Origin of the sequence: Streptomyces sp. NPDC101166, assembly GCF_044768125.1 — a bacterium.
Lineage (GTDB): Bacteria > Actinomycetota > Actinomycetes > Streptomycetales > Streptomycetaceae > Streptomyces.
In genome coordinates this window covers 132,284-149,099 of the sequence record NZ_JBIWPF010000015.1, presented here as the reverse complement: position 1 = coordinate 149,099, position 16,816 = coordinate 132,284, and the positions used below count along the sequence as shown (strand labels likewise).

The 16,816-nt window shown below is 72.8% G+C and carries 8 protein-coding genes; 5 read left to right on the top strand and 3 right to left on the bottom strand.

Features of this window, described 5'->3' with window-relative positions; all coding sequences use genetic code 11:
* Positions 1 to 5: 5 nt before the first annotated feature.
* Positions 6 to 1,184 (top strand): adenylyltransferase/sulfurtransferase MoeZ, encoded by a 1,179-nt coding sequence (gene moeZ, locus ACIRS4_RS25990; RefSeq protein WP_404200452.1) that lies wholly within the window; start codon positions 6 to 8, stop codon positions 1,182 to 1,184.
* 77 nt (positions 1,185 to 1,261) lie between these two features.
* Here the strand turns inward: moeZ and ACIRS4_RS25985 are convergent, their stop codons facing one another.
* From ACIRS4_RS25985 to ACIRS4_RS25975, 3 genes are all read right to left on the bottom strand, one after another.
* Entirely contained in the window at positions 1,262 to 2,830 is a 1,569-nt protein-coding gene (locus ACIRS4_RS25985) for an alpha/beta hydrolase (RefSeq protein ID WP_404200449.1), read from the bottom strand.
* A 117-nt stretch (positions 2,831 to 2,947) separates the two neighbouring features.
* Positions 2,948 to 4,492: an alpha/beta hydrolase gene (locus tag ACIRS4_RS25980; RefSeq protein WP_404200446.1), complete on the bottom strand. Its 1,545-nt coding sequence runs from the start codon at positions 4,490 to 4,492 to the stop codon at positions 2,948 to 2,950.
* Positions 4,493 to 4,600: 108 nt separating this feature from the next.
* Positions 4,601 to 7,342 (bottom strand): lysylphosphatidylglycerol synthase domain-containing protein, encoded by a 2,742-nt coding sequence (locus ACIRS4_RS25975; RefSeq protein ID WP_404200443.1) that lies wholly within the window; start codon positions 7,340 to 7,342, stop codon positions 4,601 to 4,603.
* A 186-nt stretch (positions 7,343 to 7,528) separates the two neighbouring features.
* Between ACIRS4_RS25975 and ACIRS4_RS25970 the strand changes: the two genes are divergently transcribed.
* From ACIRS4_RS25970 to ACIRS4_RS25955, 4 genes are all read left to right on the top strand, one after another.
* Positions 7,529 to 7,939, top strand: coding sequence for an MGMT family protein (locus ACIRS4_RS25970; RefSeq protein WP_404200440.1), 411 nt, complete (start codon positions 7,529 to 7,531; stop codon positions 7,937 to 7,939).
* Between the two features lie 263 nt (positions 7,940 to 8,202).
* Positions 8,203 to 11,577, top strand: coding sequence for an ATP-dependent helicase (locus ACIRS4_RS25965; protein ID WP_404200437.1), 3,375 nt, complete (start codon positions 8,203 to 8,205; stop codon positions 11,575 to 11,577).
* 134 nt (positions 11,578 to 11,711) lie between these two features.
* Positions 11,712 to 15,287 (top strand): UvrD-helicase domain-containing protein, encoded by a 3,576-nt coding sequence (locus ACIRS4_RS25960; protein WP_404200434.1) that lies wholly within the window; start codon positions 11,712 to 11,714, stop codon positions 15,285 to 15,287.
* Positions 15,288 to 15,336: 49 nt separating this feature from the next.
* Entirely contained in the window at positions 15,337 to 16,749 is a 1,413-nt protein-coding gene (locus ACIRS4_RS25955) for a dipeptidase (RefSeq protein WP_404200431.1), read from the top strand.
* The last annotated feature ends 67 nt before the right edge of the window (positions 16,750 to 16,816 follow it).

The following is a 16,816-nucleotide window of genomic DNA, read 5'->3' as shown; positions in this document are numbered from 1 at the left end:
TCCCCGTGTCGCTGCCACCCCTGGTCGAGCCGGCCGCCGAGCTCACCGTAGACGAGGTCCGCCGGTACTCCCGCCACCTGATCATCCCCGACGTCGGGATGGACGGGCAGAAGCGGCTGAAGAACGCCAAGGTGCTGTGTGTCGGCGCCGGCGGCCTGGGCTCGCCGGCGCTGATGTACCTGGCCGCGGCGGGCGTGGGCACGCTCGGCATCGTGGAGTTCGACGAGGTGGACGAGTCCAACCTGCAGCGTCAGATCATCCACAGCCAGGCCGACATCGGCCGCTCCAAGGCCGAGTCCGCACGCGACTCCGTCCTCGGCATCAACCCGTACGTGAACGTGGTCCTTCACGAGGAGCGGCTCGAGGCCGACAACGTGATGGACATCTTCGGCCAGTACGACCTGATCGTCGACGGCACGGACAACTTCGCGACCCGCTACCTGGTCAACGACGCGTGCGTGCTGCTGAACAAGCCGTACGTCTGGGGCTCGATCTACCGCTTCGACGGTCAGGCGTCCGTGTTCTGGTCGGAGCACGGCCCCTGCTACCGCTGCCTCTACCCGGAGCCCCCGCCCCCCGGCATGGTCCCCTCCTGCGCCGAGGGCGGCGTGCTCGGCGTGCTGTGCGCGTCCATCGGCTCCATCCAGGTCAACGAGGCCATCAAGCTCCTCGCGGGCATCGGCGAGCCGCTGGTCGGCCGCCTGATGATCTACGACGCCCTGGAGATGCAGTACCGCCAGGTCAAGGTCCGCAAGGACCCGGACTGCGCGGTCTGCGGCGAGAACGCCACCGTCACCGAGCTCATCGACTACGAGGCCTTCTGCGGCGTCGTCTCCGAGGAGGCCCAGGAGGCGGCCGCCGGCTCGACGATCACTCCCAAGCAGCTCAAGGAGTGGATCGACGACGGCGAGAACATCGAGATCATCGACGTCCGCGAGCCGAACGAGTACGAGATCGTCTCCATCCCGGGCGCCAAGCTGATCCCGAAGAACGAGTTCGTCATGGGCGCCGCCCTGCAGAGCCTGCCCCAGGACAAGAAGATCGTCTTGCACTGCAAGACGGGTGTCCGCAGTGCGGAAGTCCTCGCGGTCCTGAAGTCCGCGGGCTTCGCGGACGCGGTGCACGTCGGCGGCGGCGTGATCGGCTGGGTCAACCAGATCGAGCCGGACAAGCCGGTCTACTGACCGGCCGGCCGATCCGGCCCACCGGCTTTGACGGCGGGGGTTTCGCGCACCACGGGTGTGTGGAACCCCCGCCGTCGTCATGAGCAGACCGTGCCGTCCTTCGGCGTCGTGCCGTTCAGCAGATAGCCGTCCACCGCCGAGTCGACACAGTTGCTCCCGCTCCCGTAGGCGCCGTGTCCCTCGCCCTTCCAGGTGAGCAACACCCCGACGCCCCGGCCGAGTTCGTCCGCCATCCTGCGCGCGCCCTCGTACGGCGTCGCCGGGTCCCCGGTGTTGCCGACCAGCAGGATCGGCGCCGAGCCCGCCGCGCTCACCTCCGGTGTGTCGAACTGGCCTGCCACCGGCCAGTCGTGGCACCACCCGGCCGTGTCCCAGCCGAGGAACGAGCCGAACACAGGGGAGATCCTCTCGAACTCCGGCAGCAGCCTCTTGGTCTCCCCGACCGTCGGCCGCTGCTTGTCGTCCAAGCACGATATGAGCCGTTGCGCGTGGTTCGACGTGCCGTAGTGCCCGTCGGAGTCGCGGTCGTTGTAGGCGTCGGCGAGGCGCAGCAGCTCGGAACCGTCGCCCTGGTACGCCGACTTGAGGGCGCTGGTCAGACTGGGCCAGGCCGCCTCGCTGTACAGCGGCACCACGATGCCGATGACCGCGAGCGTCTGGCTGAGCGTGCGTCCGGACGAGGTCGGCAGCGGCTTTGAGTCGATCCGCTTCAAGAGCGCGGCGATCTTCTCACTGCCCCGCTTCGGGTCCTGGCCGGTCGACCTGAGGTAGTTGTCGAGCGCCAGCTGGAAACCCCTGGCCTGGTTCTTGGCGTGGCCCACGGTGTCGGCGGTCGGGTCGACCACAGCGTCGAGGACCACGCGCCCCACGTTCTTCGGGAACAAGTGAGCGTATACACCGCCCAGTTCGGTGCCGTAGGAGATGCCGAAGTAGTGCAGCTCGTCGTCGCCGAGGACCTGTCGCATCAGGTCCATGTCGCGGGCCGTGTCGGTGGTGGAGACATGAGCCGTCTTCTTCCCGGCGGCCTTCCGGCATCCCTCGGCGAAGTCGGAGGCGTCCTTCAGGAACGCCCGCTCCTCGGCCGCGTCGTCGGGGGTGGAGTCGACGGCTTCGGCGGCCTGGATCGCCTTGTCGTCGCGGCAGCGGACCCCGCCCTGCGCGCCGACACCGCGCGGGTCCCAGCTGACCAGGTCGTAGCGCTCGTGCAGCGAGGAGACCGTGGAGGCGTAGGACGGCATCGTCGACACACCCGATCCGCCCGGGCCGCCGAAGTTGAAGAGCAGCGAGCCGATGCGGTCCTTCCCCTTGGCCTTGGACCGGATCAGGGCGACGCCGATCGTCTCGCCGCCGGGCCGGGCCCAGTCCAGGGGCACCTTCAGCGTCGCGCACTGCCAGTCGTCGCCCGGTGCGGGGGCGTCCCCGGTGGAACGGCATCGGACCCAGTCGGGTTTCTGCGAGGTGAGGGACGTGGGCAGCGCCGAGGCCGGAGCGGCGCCGCCGGAGGGCGCGGTGGCAGTCGGGCGGGTGGAGTCCTTTCCCTTCCCGCCGTCACCTCCCTTGCCGTCGGACGGCGAGCCGTCGCCGCAGCCCGTCACCAGCAGTGCGGTCGCCGCCCCCAGCGCCGTCCACCGTGCGAAAAGCCTCATGTCTCTTCCCCCCTCACAAGCCGTCCGACTGCGTCCGCGAACGGCGGTCATGCCATGGTAGGCGGATCACCGCCAGCCCGTCGGAGCCTGTGGATAACTCTCTGGCCTGCGCTTTTGCTAGGCGCAGACGGTTCCCGCCGGCGGCACCCGTCCGTCCAGCAGGTAGCCGTCGACGGCCGTCTGCACGCATTTGTTCTTGCTGTCGTAGGCGCCGTGCCCCTGCCCCCGGTAGGTCAGCTCCACGCCGACGCCCTTGCCCAGCGCGTCCACCATCTTCCGAGCCCCCTCGTACGGAGTGGCCGGGTCACCGGTGTTGCCCACGACGAGGATCGGGGCCGACCCGGGAGCGCTGACGTCGGGATGGTCGGCCGCGCCCGGCACCGCCCAGTCCGTACAGCTGAGCATGCTCCAGGCCAGGAAGTCCCCGAACAGAGGGGAGGCGGCGCGGAACTGCGGCAGCTTGCCCTGCACGAAGCCGGGCGAGTAACGCGGCTTGTCGTCGGCGCAGTTGATCGACACGTTGGCGGCTGTGATGTTGCTGTACTCGCCGTTCTCGCTGCGGCCGTTCATCGAGTCGGACAGCAGCATCAAGGTCCTGCCGTCCCCGTCGTAGGCCTGCTCCAGCCCTTCGGTCAGGTACTCCCAGAAGTCCTTCGAGTACAGCGCCTGCGCGATGCCGTTGGTCGCTGCGCTCTGGGTCAGTTCGCGCGGGAAGATTCCCGGGATCGGCTTGCTGTCGAGGTCCTTCAGCAGGCGGGCGATCCTGTCCTTGACGTCCTGCGCGGTGTCCCCGACGGGACAGTCCTCGACCTTCGACGTGCAGTCCTCGGCGAAGTTGTCCAGTGCGAGCTGGAAGCCCCTGGCCTGCCCCAGCGAGCCCTGCTCGGGCGTCTGCGTCGGATCCACGACCGCGTCGAAGACGGCCCGCCCGACCCGCTGGGGGAAGAGGTGGGCGTAGACGCCGCCGAGTTCGGTGCCGTAGGAGATGCCGAAGTAGTGCAGCTTGTCGTCGCCGAGGACCTGGCGCATCAGGTCCATGTCGCGGGCCGCGTCGGTGGTGCGCACGTGCGGCAGCATCGTCTTCGAGTTCTTCTCGCAGGCGCCGTTGAACGCCTGGACGTTGTCGACGTATGCGGTGCGCTCGGCGGCGTCGTCCGGTGTCATGTCCTGCTGGAAGTAGGCGTCGAGCTGCTGGTCGTTCTCGCAGCGCACGCCGGCGCTGCGCCCGACTCCTCGGGGGTCGAAGCTGACCAGGTCGTAGCGGGTGCGCAGGGTCGCGTAGTCCTCGCCGAACGCGGGCAGGGTGGCGACGCCGGAGCCGCCGGGGCCGCCGAAGTTGAACACCAGGGAGCCGATCCGCCGGCTCGCCTCGCCGCTGGCCCGGGCCCGGATCAGCGCGATGCCGATCGTGTCGCCCTTCGGCTTCGCCCAGTCCAATGGCGCCCGCATCGTGGCGCACTGCCACGCGTCGCCGTCGGGCAGCGGGGACGGCGCGCTGCCGCCGCCCTCCGCCGGCGACGGAGCCGGGCAGTCCTCCCACCGCAGTTCCTGCGTCGTCAGGTCCGCCTGCGGGGAGTCGCCGCCGCAGCCCGCCACCAGGCAGGACGACACGAGGACGGCGACGGTCAGGGCGGCGGCGCGCACACGGGTGGGAGTCGGCATGCTCCCATCCTGAGGTCGCGCGGAAGCACGCGCGCGGGACGCGGTCCGTACGAGGTACGGGTCGCCGGTGGCGTCGTGGTCCGCGACGCCCTCATGCCGTCGCGTCGCTCAGAGGGCGCCCTTGCGGGTCAGGTGGTTGAAGGCCAGCCAGCCCGGCAGCACCGGGATCCACAGCGTGAGCAGCCGGAACAGCAGGACGGCCGGCGCGGCGACCTCCTTGGGCAGGCCGACCGCGATGAGACCGACGGTGAGGGTCGCCTCGACCGCGCCGACACCGCCCGGCGTCGGCGCGGCCGAGCCGAGCGCGTTGCCCGCGAGGAAGACGACGGCGACGCTGGCGATGCTGATCGAGGCGTTCTGGTCGCCGAACGCGCGGATCGACGCATCCAGGCACATCACGAAGCAGGCGGTGAGCAGCAGCATGCCGCCGATGCCGGTGACGAGCTTCTGCGGTCGCTGGAGCACGTCCAGCATGCGGGGCACCACTCCCGCGAACAGCGACCTCACGCGGGTGGCGACGAACTTCCGCAGGAACGGCACGGAGGTGACCACGAGCACCAGCACCGCCACCGTCAGCAGACCCGCGATCACGGTGCGGGACGGCGACAGCGACGGCGTCTTCTCGGTGCCGGTCAGATAGCCGAACGACAGCAGCATCAGGATGTGGCAGCCGAGCCCGAACAGCTGCGAGGCGCCCACGCTCGCCACGGCGAGCCCCGGCCGCACGCCCGCCCGCTGCAGGAAGCGCGTGTTCAGGGCGACCCCGCCGACGGCCGCCGGGGCCACGATCTTCACGAAGGACCCGGCGACCTGCGCCGCCACCGTGCGCGGGAACGGCACCCGCTCCGGCACGAACCCCAGCAGGCTCATCGCCGCGGCGACGTAGCTCAGCGCGGAGAACAGCACCGCCGCGGCGACCCAGCCCCACTCCGCGTTGGCGACGAGTGGGCCGAACTCGATGTGCGTGAGCTGCGTCAGCAGGAAGTACGCACCGATGGCGCCGGCGATGAAGCTGATCAGGGTGCGCGGACGCACCCGCTCCAGCCGGGCCGGCTCGACCGGCGCCTGGGGCCGGATCCGCAGCACCTGGTGCCGGATCTGCGTCAGCAGGTCCTCCTCGCGGGCCTCCTCCAGCGCCTCGTCGATGGCCCGCTTCTCGGCCCGCGCCTCCGCGCGCTCGACCTTCTTGGGGGACTTCTCCAGGGTCACCGCGGGAGCGTCGCCTGCGGCCTCCTGGCGGGCCAGCTTGGCCTGCTGGGACGCCTCCAGCACGGCGTCACGCTCGCGCTGCGCCCGCTCCCGGGCGAGTCTGCGCAACGTCGCGCGCGTGGAGCGGCTGAGCGCGATGGGCTGGAGCATCGGCAGGCAGTCGGCGACGGCGTCGGGACCGAGCACGCCCACCGCAGAGGCGACCGCGCGCTCCGCGCCCACCCGGAGGCCGAGCGTGACCAGCAGCTGTGAGGTGTCCATGCGCAGCAGGAGATCGCCGGCCGCGATCTCGCCGACCCGGAGGTCGGTGAGGATCACCGTGCCGGAACGATCCACCAGGATCGCGTCGCCCACCAGCCTGCGGTGCGCGATGCGCCGGGACTGCAGGGCGCGCACCTGGTACCAGGCGTCGCGCAGCAGGTCGTCGGTGATCTCCTCGTCCGGCAGCGAGTCCAGGGTGCGGCCGCCGGTGTGCTCGTAGATGAGCATGACGGCGTCCGGGCCCAGCTCGGAGGTCGCGATCAGCTTGGGCGCGTTGGCGCCGGCCGCGATGGCCGCGTAGGCGAGCAGGGCTTCCTGCTCCAGCGCCTGGCGCAGCGACTGAAGGCTGCTGCGGGTGGCGAAACCGCGCAGGGTCAGATTGCGCCACGCGCGGTAGAAGAAGCCCTGCGCCTGCTGCTCACGGTCGACCACCGTGACGTCCAGCGGCGGGCCGTCCTCCAGGGTGACGAAGTAGCGCCGTCCCCGGTCGCCGGTCTCCGGCGTGTCGGCCACCTCCTGGCGGGCCGCGCTGACCGGGCGGAAGCCGACGTGCCGCAGCCCCGCCATCAGGGTCCGGCCGGTGGGGCGGACGTTCGGCGAGCCGACCGCGTACAGGGTGCCGTACGCCACCGTCCAGCCGATCAGCACCGTCAGGATGATCGAGAACGGCGTGGTGTAGCCGGTGACCAGCATCGAGAAGGCGTCGAGGAGCAGCACGATCCACAGCACGGCCCGCCAGCGCGGCCGGCGCGACATGCCGACGGCCGTCATGTACGCGATGACGGGCGCGAGATAGCCGTGCACGGGGTCGGTGAGGGCGGTGATGTCGCCGGGGGAGGGCTGGGTGAGCGCCTCCTGGATCGATTCAGGGGCGGCCTTGGCCACCCACAGGTCGGTGGCGAGGGTGACCCCGTGCGCGAGGACGGCCGCGAGCACGCCGTCGGCGATGCGCAGCCCGTCCCGTTTGATCAGCCGTTCGATGGCGAAGGCGACCGGGACCAGCAGGATCGCGATGCTGGACGCCAGGCCGGCGATCTTGATGAGGAGATCGGGGGCCTGCCCCGTGCCCTTGTTGATGTCCTGTTCGAGGCCGGAGGTCGTCCCGTGGGCGAAGGCGGCGATGGCGATCAGGACGATCACGCCGAGGACGCCCACCAAAAGCCGCATGAGGTCGGAAGGGCGGTGCACGCGCGCGGGGAGCAGCGGCTCGTCGCCCTCGACCTCGTCGATGTGCGTCACTTCGACGAGCTCGGGGTCCTGGCCCGCCGTCTGCTCCGCGAGCGCTTTCGCGTTCTGCTCCGCCTTTCGCGCGGGGTCCGGGCGCGACGCAGCGTCAGAGGTGCCCTCCGCTCCCTCGGGACGCACACCCTGCTGCTTCATCGTCTCTTCTTGGTCTCGTATCACCGGTCACCGCCCGCACGATGGTGGCATGCCGCACCGACACACGGGGGCATCAGGGTGCAAATGCGGGATCGCACAGTCTGCCCGAAGCGTCGCCTTCGGGCGAGGGTCACTCACCGTCGATCGCCGGTCGCGTTGTCGGTGGCGTGCGGCAGGATGGGAGGGGTGAGCGAGCTGAGCCTTCCGGACGACGCCCGCGCGGAGTACGAAGCCACCCGCGGGGAGTACCCGGACGACGCGCTGCCCGAGTACGCCGAGCGCGTTCTCGAAGTGGCCGAGTCGATCCCACCCGCCCGGGTCATGACGTACGGGGACGTCGCGGAGTGGCTGGGGGAGGGCGGTCCCCGGCAGGTCGGCCGGGTGATGGCCCTCTACGGCGGCGCCGTCCCGTGGTGGCGTGTGGTGCGCGCCGACGGGGTGCTGCTGCCGGGTCATGAACTGCGGGCCCTGGACCACTACCGCGCGGAGGGCACGCCGCTGAAGGAGGCGGGCAGAACCGCGCAGGGGCATCTGCCGCGCCTCGACATGAGACGCGCGCGATGGGACGGCGGCGAACGTGCGGAGGGTCACACCTGACAGCTTCCGCCATGAACCGCGCCGTGCGGGAGCCTGTGGCCCGTTCGGGGGAATCGGGGCACGTCGCCGGCATGGCGTACGTTCGACGGGTGTGGGACCTGCGTGGCCCGCGGGCCGTGCGGGGCACGAGGGGCGAAGCGGAAGTAACCCCTCCGGGCGACCTTCCGGCGTAGCGTCGCCCGCGCGCGTGCCCCTCATCCCTCGACCACCGCTCTCCCCGAGCGGCGCTCCGACCAGCACAACCACCAGGACCGGCGAACCACGTGAGCTCCTCTTCCTCCACCAGGCGCCTGTCGCACTCTCCGGTGCGGCAGGGGAGTCGTGGCGCTTACCGACTGGTACGTACCCCGCCGGCCCTCGTCGATCCCCCTCGTCTTGACGCCGCCCAGCGCTCCGTGGTTGACCACAGCACCGGTCCGCTGCTCGTCCTCGCGGGGCCGGGCACCGGCAAGACCACCACCCTCGTCGAGTCCGTCGCCGCCCGCGTCGCCCGCGGCGCGGACCCCGCGCGCATCCTGGTGCTCACCTTCAGCCGCAAGGCCGCCGTCGAACTGCGCGACCGCATGGCGCTGCGCATGGGCGCCGCCCGCGCCCCCCAGGCGACCACGTTCCACTCGTACTGCTACGCCCTCGTCCGCGCCCACCAGGACAGCGACCTGTTCGCCGAGCCGCTGCGGCTGCTGTCCGGCCCGGAGCAGGACGTGGCCGTGCGCCAGCTGCTCGAGGGCCAGATCGACCTGCAACGCCTCGGCCTCACGCACGTGCGCTGGCCGGACGAGCTGCGCGCGTGCCTCACCACACGCGGCTTCGCCGACGAGGTCCGCGCGGTGCTCGCCCGCACCCGCGAGCTCGGCCTCGGGCCCGACGCCCTGGACGCCTTCGCGGGCCGCACCGGCCGGCCCGACTGGCAGGCCGCGGCGGCCTTCCTCGCCGAGTACCTCGACGTCCTCGACCTGCACGGCGTGATCGACTACGCCGAACTCGTCCACCGCGCGGTCCTCCTCGCCCACCGCCCCGAGGTCGCCCAGCGGCTCGCCGCCCAGTACGACGCCGTCTACGTCGACGAGTACCAGGACACCGACCCCGCCCAGGTGCGGCTGCTGGACGCCCTCGCCGGCGGCGGCCGCACCCTCGTCGCCCTCGGCGACCCCGACCAGTCGATCTACGCTTTCCGGGGCGCCGACGTGAACGGCATCCTCGACTTCCCCCAGGCCTTCCCGCGCCCCGACGGCCGCCCGGCCCCCGTCGAGGTCCTGCGGACCTCCCGACGCTCCGGCGCCGCCCTGCTGGCGGCCACCCGGCTGCTCACCCAGCGGATGCCCCTGACGCGGCTCCCCGCCCAGAAGGTCCGCGCCCACCGCGAACTCGCCCCCGTGCGCGAGGGCGGCCGCGTCGAGGTCTACACGTACCCGACGGCCGGCACCGAGCTGGACAACATCGCCGACATCCTGCGCCGCGCGCACCTGGAGGACGGCGTCCCCTGGGGCGAGATGGCCGTCCTCGTGCGCGCGGGCGCACGCACCATCCCCACGGTCCGCCGCGCCCTCACGGCCGCCGGCGTCCCCCTCGACATCGACGGCGACGACCTCCCCCTGCGCCACGAACCGGCGGTCGCCCCCCTGCTCACGGCACTGCGCGCGGTGGCCATGGCGGAGGCGGGCGCCACGGCGACGCGGGAGACCACCGCGCCGCCCGGGGGCGGGACCGACGACGGGGCAGTCGCGCCCCAGGGCGGCGCCGCCCCGGACTGGCTCGACGTCGAGACCGCCCTCACGCTCCTCGCCTCCCCCCTCGCCGGCATGGACGCCGCCGACCTGCGCCGCCTCGGACGCGCCCTGCGCGAGGAGGAGCGCGCCGCCGGCGACCCGCTGCCGCCGCCCTCCGACGAACTGCTCGCGCGGGCTCTCGCCGAGCCGGAACGGCTGATCACGCACGACCCCGCCTACGCGCGCGGGGCGCAGCGCCTCGGCGCGCTGCTGCGCAAGGCACGCGAGCGGCTCGCCGGCGGCGGCACCGCCGAGGAGGCGCTGTGGGACCTGTGGGAGGGCACCCCCTGGCCCACCCGCCTGGAACGGGCGGTCCGGCGCGGCGGCGCGGCCGGCCGTAACGCCGACCGTGACCTGGACGCCGTGTGCGCCCTGTTCGCCACCGCCGCGCGTGCGGAGGAACGCACCGGAGGGCGGGGAGCCCTGAACTTCCTCGCCGAGATCGAGGCGGAGGACATCGCCGCCGACACGCTCACCCGGCGCGCCGTACGCCCCGACGCCGTCCGCCTGATGACCGCGCACCGTGCCAAGGGCCTGGAATGGAGCCTGGTCGTCGTGGCCGGCGTCCAGGAGGGGCTGTGGCCGGACCTGCGCCGCCGCGGCTCCCTCCTGGAGGCCGACCGCATCGGCCGCGACGGACTCGCCGAACCGCTCACCCCCGGCGCCCTGCTCGCCGAAGAACGCCGCCTCTTCTACGTGGCCGCCACCCGCGCGCGTGACCGCCTCGTCGTCACCGCGGTGAAGGCCCCCGCCGACGACGGCGACCAGCCCTCCCGCTTCCTCACCGAACTCGGCGTCGAACCCAAGGACGTCACGGGCCGCCCCCGCCGCCCCCTGTCCGTCGCCGCGCTGGTCGCCGAACTGCGCGCCACGACGGTCGACCCGCGCGCGTCCGCCGCCCTCAGGGAGGCCGCCGCCCGCCGCCTGGCCCGCCTCGCAGCGCTCAGCGACGAGGACGGCCGGCCGCTGGCTCCGTCAGCGCACCCCTACCGCTGGTGGGGCATGTTCGACCCCACCGAGAGCAAGGTGCCGCTGCGCGACCGCGACCGGCCCGTGGCCCTCTCCGGCAGCGCGCTGGACCAGCTCGCCAACACCTGCGCCCTCCAGTGGTTCCTGGGCCGTGAGGTGAAGGCCGACGCCCCCGCCACCGCCGCCCAGGGCTTCGGCAACGTCGTGCACGTCCTCGCCGACGAGGTCGCCTCCGGGCACACCCCGGCCGATCTCGCCGTCCTCATGGAGCGCCTGGAGTCGGTGTGGAACGCGCTCGCCTTCGACGCGCCCTGGAAGTCGGACCAGGAGAAGGCCAACGCGCGCGCGGCCCTCGAACGCTTCCTGACCTGGCACGTCGACTCCGGGGGCCTGCGCGCCGGCCGCACACCGGTGGTCAGCGAGCACGACTTCGACGTCACCCTGGAGGCGGGCGAGTACGAGGTCCGCATCCGCGGCCAGATGGACCGCGTCGAGACCGACGGCGAAGGCCGCGCCTACGTCGTCGACTTCAAGACCGGCAAACAGGCGCCCACCGCGCGCGAGGTGGAACGCCACCCTCAGCTCGCCGTCTACCAGCTCGCCGTCCGAGAGGGCGCCGTCGACGACGCCTTCGACGGGGCGCGCCCCGAGCCCGGCGGCGCCGAACTCGTCCACCTGCGCCAAGGAGCCGCCAAACGGGACGGCGGCGACAGCCTGCCCAAGGTCCAGGCCCAGGAAGCCCTCGAAGGAACCGCGGGGGAGTGGGTCGGCGACCTGCTCGCCACCGCTGCCGGAAAGGTCCTCGACGAGCGGTTCACGCCCACCGCGGGGCAGCACTGCACCCACTGCGCCTTCCGGGCGTCGTGCAGCGCACGCCCGGAAGGACGCCACGTCGTGGAGTGAGCACACCGGTGTGACGGACCCGGTGTGACGGACCCGGTGTGACGGACCGCACCGCACACGCTGACCTGCGCTTTCCGGCGCGACGGCGGGCGATTTGCCATCGACTGTCAGTGCCCGCCGCTAGCCTCTGCCCCATGCCCGCCCGCATCACCGACCCCGAGCAGCTCAAAGAGCTCCTCGGCATCCCCTTCACCCCGGAGCAGACGGCCTGCATCACCGCGCCGCCCGCCCCGCAGGTGATCGTGGCCGGCGCCGGCTCCGGCAAGACGACGGTGATGGCTGCGCGCGTGGTGTGGCTCGTCGGCACCGGACAGGTCGCCCCCGAACAGGTCCTCGGCCTGACCTTCACCAACAAGGCCGCCGGCGAACTCGCCGAACGCGTCCGCAAGGCGCTGGTCAAAGCCGGCGTCACCGACCCGGACGTCATCGACCCGGACAACCCGCCGGGTGAGCCGGTGATCTCCACCTACCACTCCTTCGCCGGCCGGCTGCTCACCGACCACGGCCTGCGCATCGGCCTGGAGCCGACCTCCCGACTGCTCGCCGACGCCACCCGCTACCAGCTCGCCGCCCGCGTGCTGCGCGAGGCACCCGGCCCCTACCCGGCGCTCACCCGCTCCTTCGCCGACCTGGTCAGCGACCTCCTCGCCCTCGACGCCGAACTCGCCGAGCACCTCGTCGCCCCCGAGGACCTGCGCGCGTGGGACGCCGAACTCCTGCACACCCTGGAGGGCGCGAAACTCAGCAACGCCGACCTGCGCAAGGCGCCCGACACCGCGGCGGCCCGGCGCGAACTCACCGACCTCGTGCGCCGCTACCGAGCCGCCAAGCGCGAACGCGACCTGCTCGACTTCGGCGACCAGATCGCCCTGGCGGCGCGACTCGCCCAGGTGCCCGAAGTCGGCCGGCTCCTGCGGGAGGAGTTCCGCGTCGTCCTCCTGGACGAGTACCAGGACACCTCCGTGGCCCAGCGCATCCTGCTCGCCGGCCTCTTCGGCGGCGGCACCGGCCACCCCGTCACCGCCGTGGGCGACCCCTGCCAGGCCATCTACGGCTGGCGCGGCGCCTCCGTCGCCAACCTCGACGACTTCCCCGAGCACTTCGCCCGCGCCGACGGCCGCCCCGCCGCCCGCCAGGCCCTCAGCGAGAACCGCCGCAGCGGCGGCCGTCTGCTCGACCTCGCCAACGGCCTCGCCGAGCCCCTGCGCGCCATGCACGCGGGCGTGGAAGCCCTGCGCCCCGCCCCAGGAGCCGAACGCGACGGACTCGTGCGCTGCGCCCTCTTGGCCACCCACGCCGAGGAGATCGCCTGGATCGCCGACTCCGTCGCCCACCTGGTCGCCACCGGCAAGGCGCCCGGCGAGATCGCCGTCCTGTGCCGCACCGCCACCGACTTCGCGGAGATCCAGGGCGCACTCGTCGCCCGGGACGTGCCCGTGGAAGTCGTAGGCCTCTCCGGGCTGCTGCACCTGCCGGAGGTCGCCGACCTCGTCGCCGTCTGCGAGGTCCTCCAGGACCCCGGCGCCAATGCCTCACTGGTGCGGCTGCTCACCGGCCCGCGCTGGCGCATCGGCCCACGCGACCTCGCCCTCCTCGGGCGGCGGGCCCGGCTGCTGGTGACCCATGCGCGCGGGGACGACGCGGACGACCCCGACCGACGCCTCGCCCAAGCCGTCGAAGGCGTCGACCCCTTTGAAGTGGTCTCGCTCGCCGACGCCCTCGACACCTTCCTGGACTCACCCCTCCACAACACCGCGGGCACCGGCGACGACGACGGGCTGCCCTTCTCGCCGGACGCGCGCGTACGCTTCGCCCGGCTCGCCGCCGAACTGCGCGACCTGCGCCGATCCCTGGCCGACCCCCTGATGGACGTCCTGCACCGCGTCCTCGCCGTCACCGGCCTCGAAGTGGAACTGTCGGCCTCCCCGCACGCCCTCGCCGCCCGCCGACGCGAGACCCTGTCCAACTTCCTGGACATCGCCGCCTCCTTCGCCGCCGGCGAGAACGAGGCGAGCCTCCTCGCCTTCCTCGGCTTCCTGCGCACCGCCGCCCAGTACGAGAAGGGCCTCGACAACGCCCTGCCCGGCGGCGAGAACACCGTCAAGGTCCTCACCGCGCACAAGTCCAAGGGCCTGGAATGGGACGTCGTCGCCGTCCCCGGCCTGGTCGACGGCGCCTTCCCCAGCGGCCAGGGCCGCGAGAAGTGGACCGCCCAGGCCAAGGTGCTGCCGCACGCGCTGCGCGGCGACGCCGACACGCTCCCCGACATCCAGGACTGGGACTCGCGCGGCATGAAGGCCTTCCACGAGGCCATGAAGGACCACCAGCACACCGAGGAACTCCGCCTCGGCTACGTCACCTTCACCCGCCCCCGCTCGCTGCTCCTGGGATCCGGCCACTGGTGGGGCCCCACCCAGAAGAAGCCCCGCGGACCCTCCGCCTTCCTCCAGGCCCTCCACGACCACTGCGCGGCCGGCCACGGCGAGATCGAGGTCTGGGCCGACGAACCCGAGGACGACACCGAGAACCCCGCTTTCCACCACGGCGCCGCCGACCACGCCTGGCCGCTGCCCCTGGACGCCGACGCCCTGGCCCACCGCCGCGCCGCCGCCGCGACCGTCCTCGCCCACCTGGACGCCCTCGCCGCCCACACAGACCACCAGCCGGGCGCCGCGACCGACGACCGGCGCGACACCGCCGCGCCCGGCCCCGAGACCACCGACCACCCGGAGTGGCCCCCGCCGGACGAGGATTCGCCCGCCCACGACGAACCGCCCCACGAGGAAACCCTCTACGACGAACCGCCGTACGACGAAGCCGGCGACCCCTTCGACGACGAAGGGCCCGACGGCTCGGGCGAAGCCCCCGTCCACTGGGAGGACGAGTGGGCCCCGGCCCGCCCCACCGTCCCGCACCAGGCCCCGCCCCCCGAACCGCCCGCCGCACGCCCCCACCCGCCCGAGCCCCGGCACACTCCCCTCACCCCCGAGGAAGCCCGCACCATCGCTTCCTGGGACCGCGACCTCGACGCGCTCACAGGAGAACTCCTGCGCGCCCGGCAGAGCGTCACCGACGTCCCCCTGCCCGCCACACTGAGTGCCTCCCAACTGCTGCGCCTCGCAGCCGACCCGGACGGCTTCGCCCAGGAACTCGCCCGCCCCATGCCCCTGCCCCCGCAACCCGCCGCCCGCCGCGGCACCCGCTTCCACGCCTGGGTCGAAGCCCGCTTCGAGGAGCTCACCCTCCCCCTGCTCGAACCCGACGAACTGCCCGGCGAGGACGCCGAGATCGCCGACGAACGAGACCTGGAGGCACTCAAGGACGCCTTCGAACGCACCGAGTACGCCCGCCGCACCCCCCACCGCGTCGAAGCGCCCTTCCAGCTCACCCTCGCCGGCCGGGTCGTCCGGGGCCGCATCGACGCCGTCTACAAAGACGGCGACGACGAGACGGCCACCTACGAGATCGTCGACTGGAAGACCAACCGGGGCCGCACCGCCGACCCCCTCCAGCTCGCGCTGTACCGGCTCGCCTGGGCCGAGCAGCAGGGCGTGCCCGTGGAATCCGTCACAGCGGCCTTCGTGTACGTGCGCACCGGAGAGGTCGTACACCCCGAAGGGCTGCCGGACCGAGCCGCGCTGGAGCGCCTGTTGACGCAGGACGAGGCCGCCGAGGACCCCCCGGGGCAGCCCGCCGCGCGCGAGAGGTGAGCGCAACCGCCCGGAGAGGATGTCGGCGCGGGCCGATAGGCTCGTGACCATGAGCCATCCCGTTGACAGTGCCGTCAGCGCCGTCCGCACGCACGTCGAGCGGCACCGTGCCGCCTTCCTCGACGACCTCGCCGAGTGGCTGCGCATCCCGTCGGTGTCGGCCCAGCCCGACCACGCACCCGACGTACGGCGCAGCGCGGACTGGCTCGCCGCGAAACTCAAGGAGACGGGCTTCCCCACCGCCGAGGTATGGCCCACGCCCGGCGCCCCCGCCGTCTACGCCGAGTGGCCCTCCGGCGACCCCCAGGCGCCCACGGTCCTCGTCTACGGCCACCACGACGTGCAGCCCGCGGCCCGTGAGGACGGCTGGGACAGCGACCCCTTCGAACCCGTCGTCCGCGACGACCGCCTCTACGCGCGCGGGGCCGCCGACGACAAGGGACAGGTCTTCTTCCACACCCTGGGCGTACGCGCCCACCTCGCCGCCACCGGCCGCACCGCCCCCGCCGTCAACCTCAAGCTGCTGATCGAGGGCGAGGAGGAGTCCGGCTCCCCGAACTTCCGCGCCCTCGTCGAGGACAAGGCCGCACGGCTCGCCGCCGACGCCGTCATCGTCTCGGACACCGGCATGTGGTCCGAGGACACACCCACGGTGTGCACCGGCATGCGCGGTCTCGCCGAGTGCGAGATCCAGCTCTTCGGCCCCGACCAGGACATCCACTCCGGCTCCTTCGGCGGCGCCGTGCCCAACCCGGCCACCGCCGTCGCCCGCCTCGTCGCAGCCCTCCACGACGAACACGCACGCGTGGCCGTCCCCGGCTTCTACGACGGAATCGTCGAACTCACCGACCGCGAACGCGACCTCTTCGCCGAGCTGCCCTTCGACGAGCGGCGATGGCTGCGCACCGCCAAGTCCCACGCCGCCCACGGCGAGGCCGGACACACCACCCTGGAGCGCGTCTGGGCCCGCCCCACGGCCGAGGTCAACGGCATCGGCGGCGGCTACCAGGGCCCCGGCAGCAAGACGATCATCCCGTCCTCCGCCTTCGTGAAGCTGTCCTTCCGGCTGGTCGCCGGACAGGACCCCGACCAGGTCGAAAAGGCTGTACGCGCCTGGGCCGACGCACAGGTGCCCGCCGGGATCCGGCACGAGATCACCTTCAGCCCCGCCACCCGGCCGTGTCTGACCCCGCTGGACCACCCCGCACTGCAGGCCGTGGTCCGCGCCATGGGCCGCGCCTTCGAAAGCCCCGTCCGCTTCACCCGCGAGGGCGGCTCAGGCCCCGCCGCCGACCTCCAGGAAGTCCTCGGCGCTCCCGTGCTCTTCCTGGGCATCTCCGTCCCGTCCGACGGCTGGCACGCCCCGAACGAGAAGGTCGAGCTGAGCCTCCTCCTCAAGGGCGTCGAGACCGCCGCACACCTCTGGGGCGACCTCGCCGAGACCTGGCGCCGTGCACCCTGACGACGCCGCCCGATCCGGAGCGGCGCCGCGCGGGGCACACCGGGAAAACCGTCCCGCTCCACCGCTC

Bases quoted from the DNA above. Each gene is read 5' to 3' on its own strand.
- ACIRS4_RS25985 (WP_404200449.1), bottom strand. From the start codon at position 2,830: ATGAGGCTTTTCGCACGGTGGACGGCGCTGGGGGCGGCGACCGCACTG.
- ACIRS4_RS25980 (WP_404200446.1), bottom strand. From the start codon at position 4,492: ATGCCGACTCCCACCCGTGTGCGCGCCGCCGCCCTGACCGTCGCCGTC.
- ACIRS4_RS25975 (WP_404200443.1), bottom strand. From the start codon at position 7,342: ATGAAGCAGCAGGGTGTGCGTCCCGAGGGAGCGGAGGGCACCTCTGAC.
- ACIRS4_RS25960 (WP_404200434.1), top strand. From the start codon at position 11,712: ATGCCCGCCCGCATCACCGACCCCGAGCAGCTCAAAGAGCTCCTCGGC.
- ACIRS4_RS25955 (WP_404200431.1), top strand. From the start codon at position 15,337: ATGAGCCATCCCGTTGACAGTGCCGTCAGCGCCGTCCGCACGCACGTC.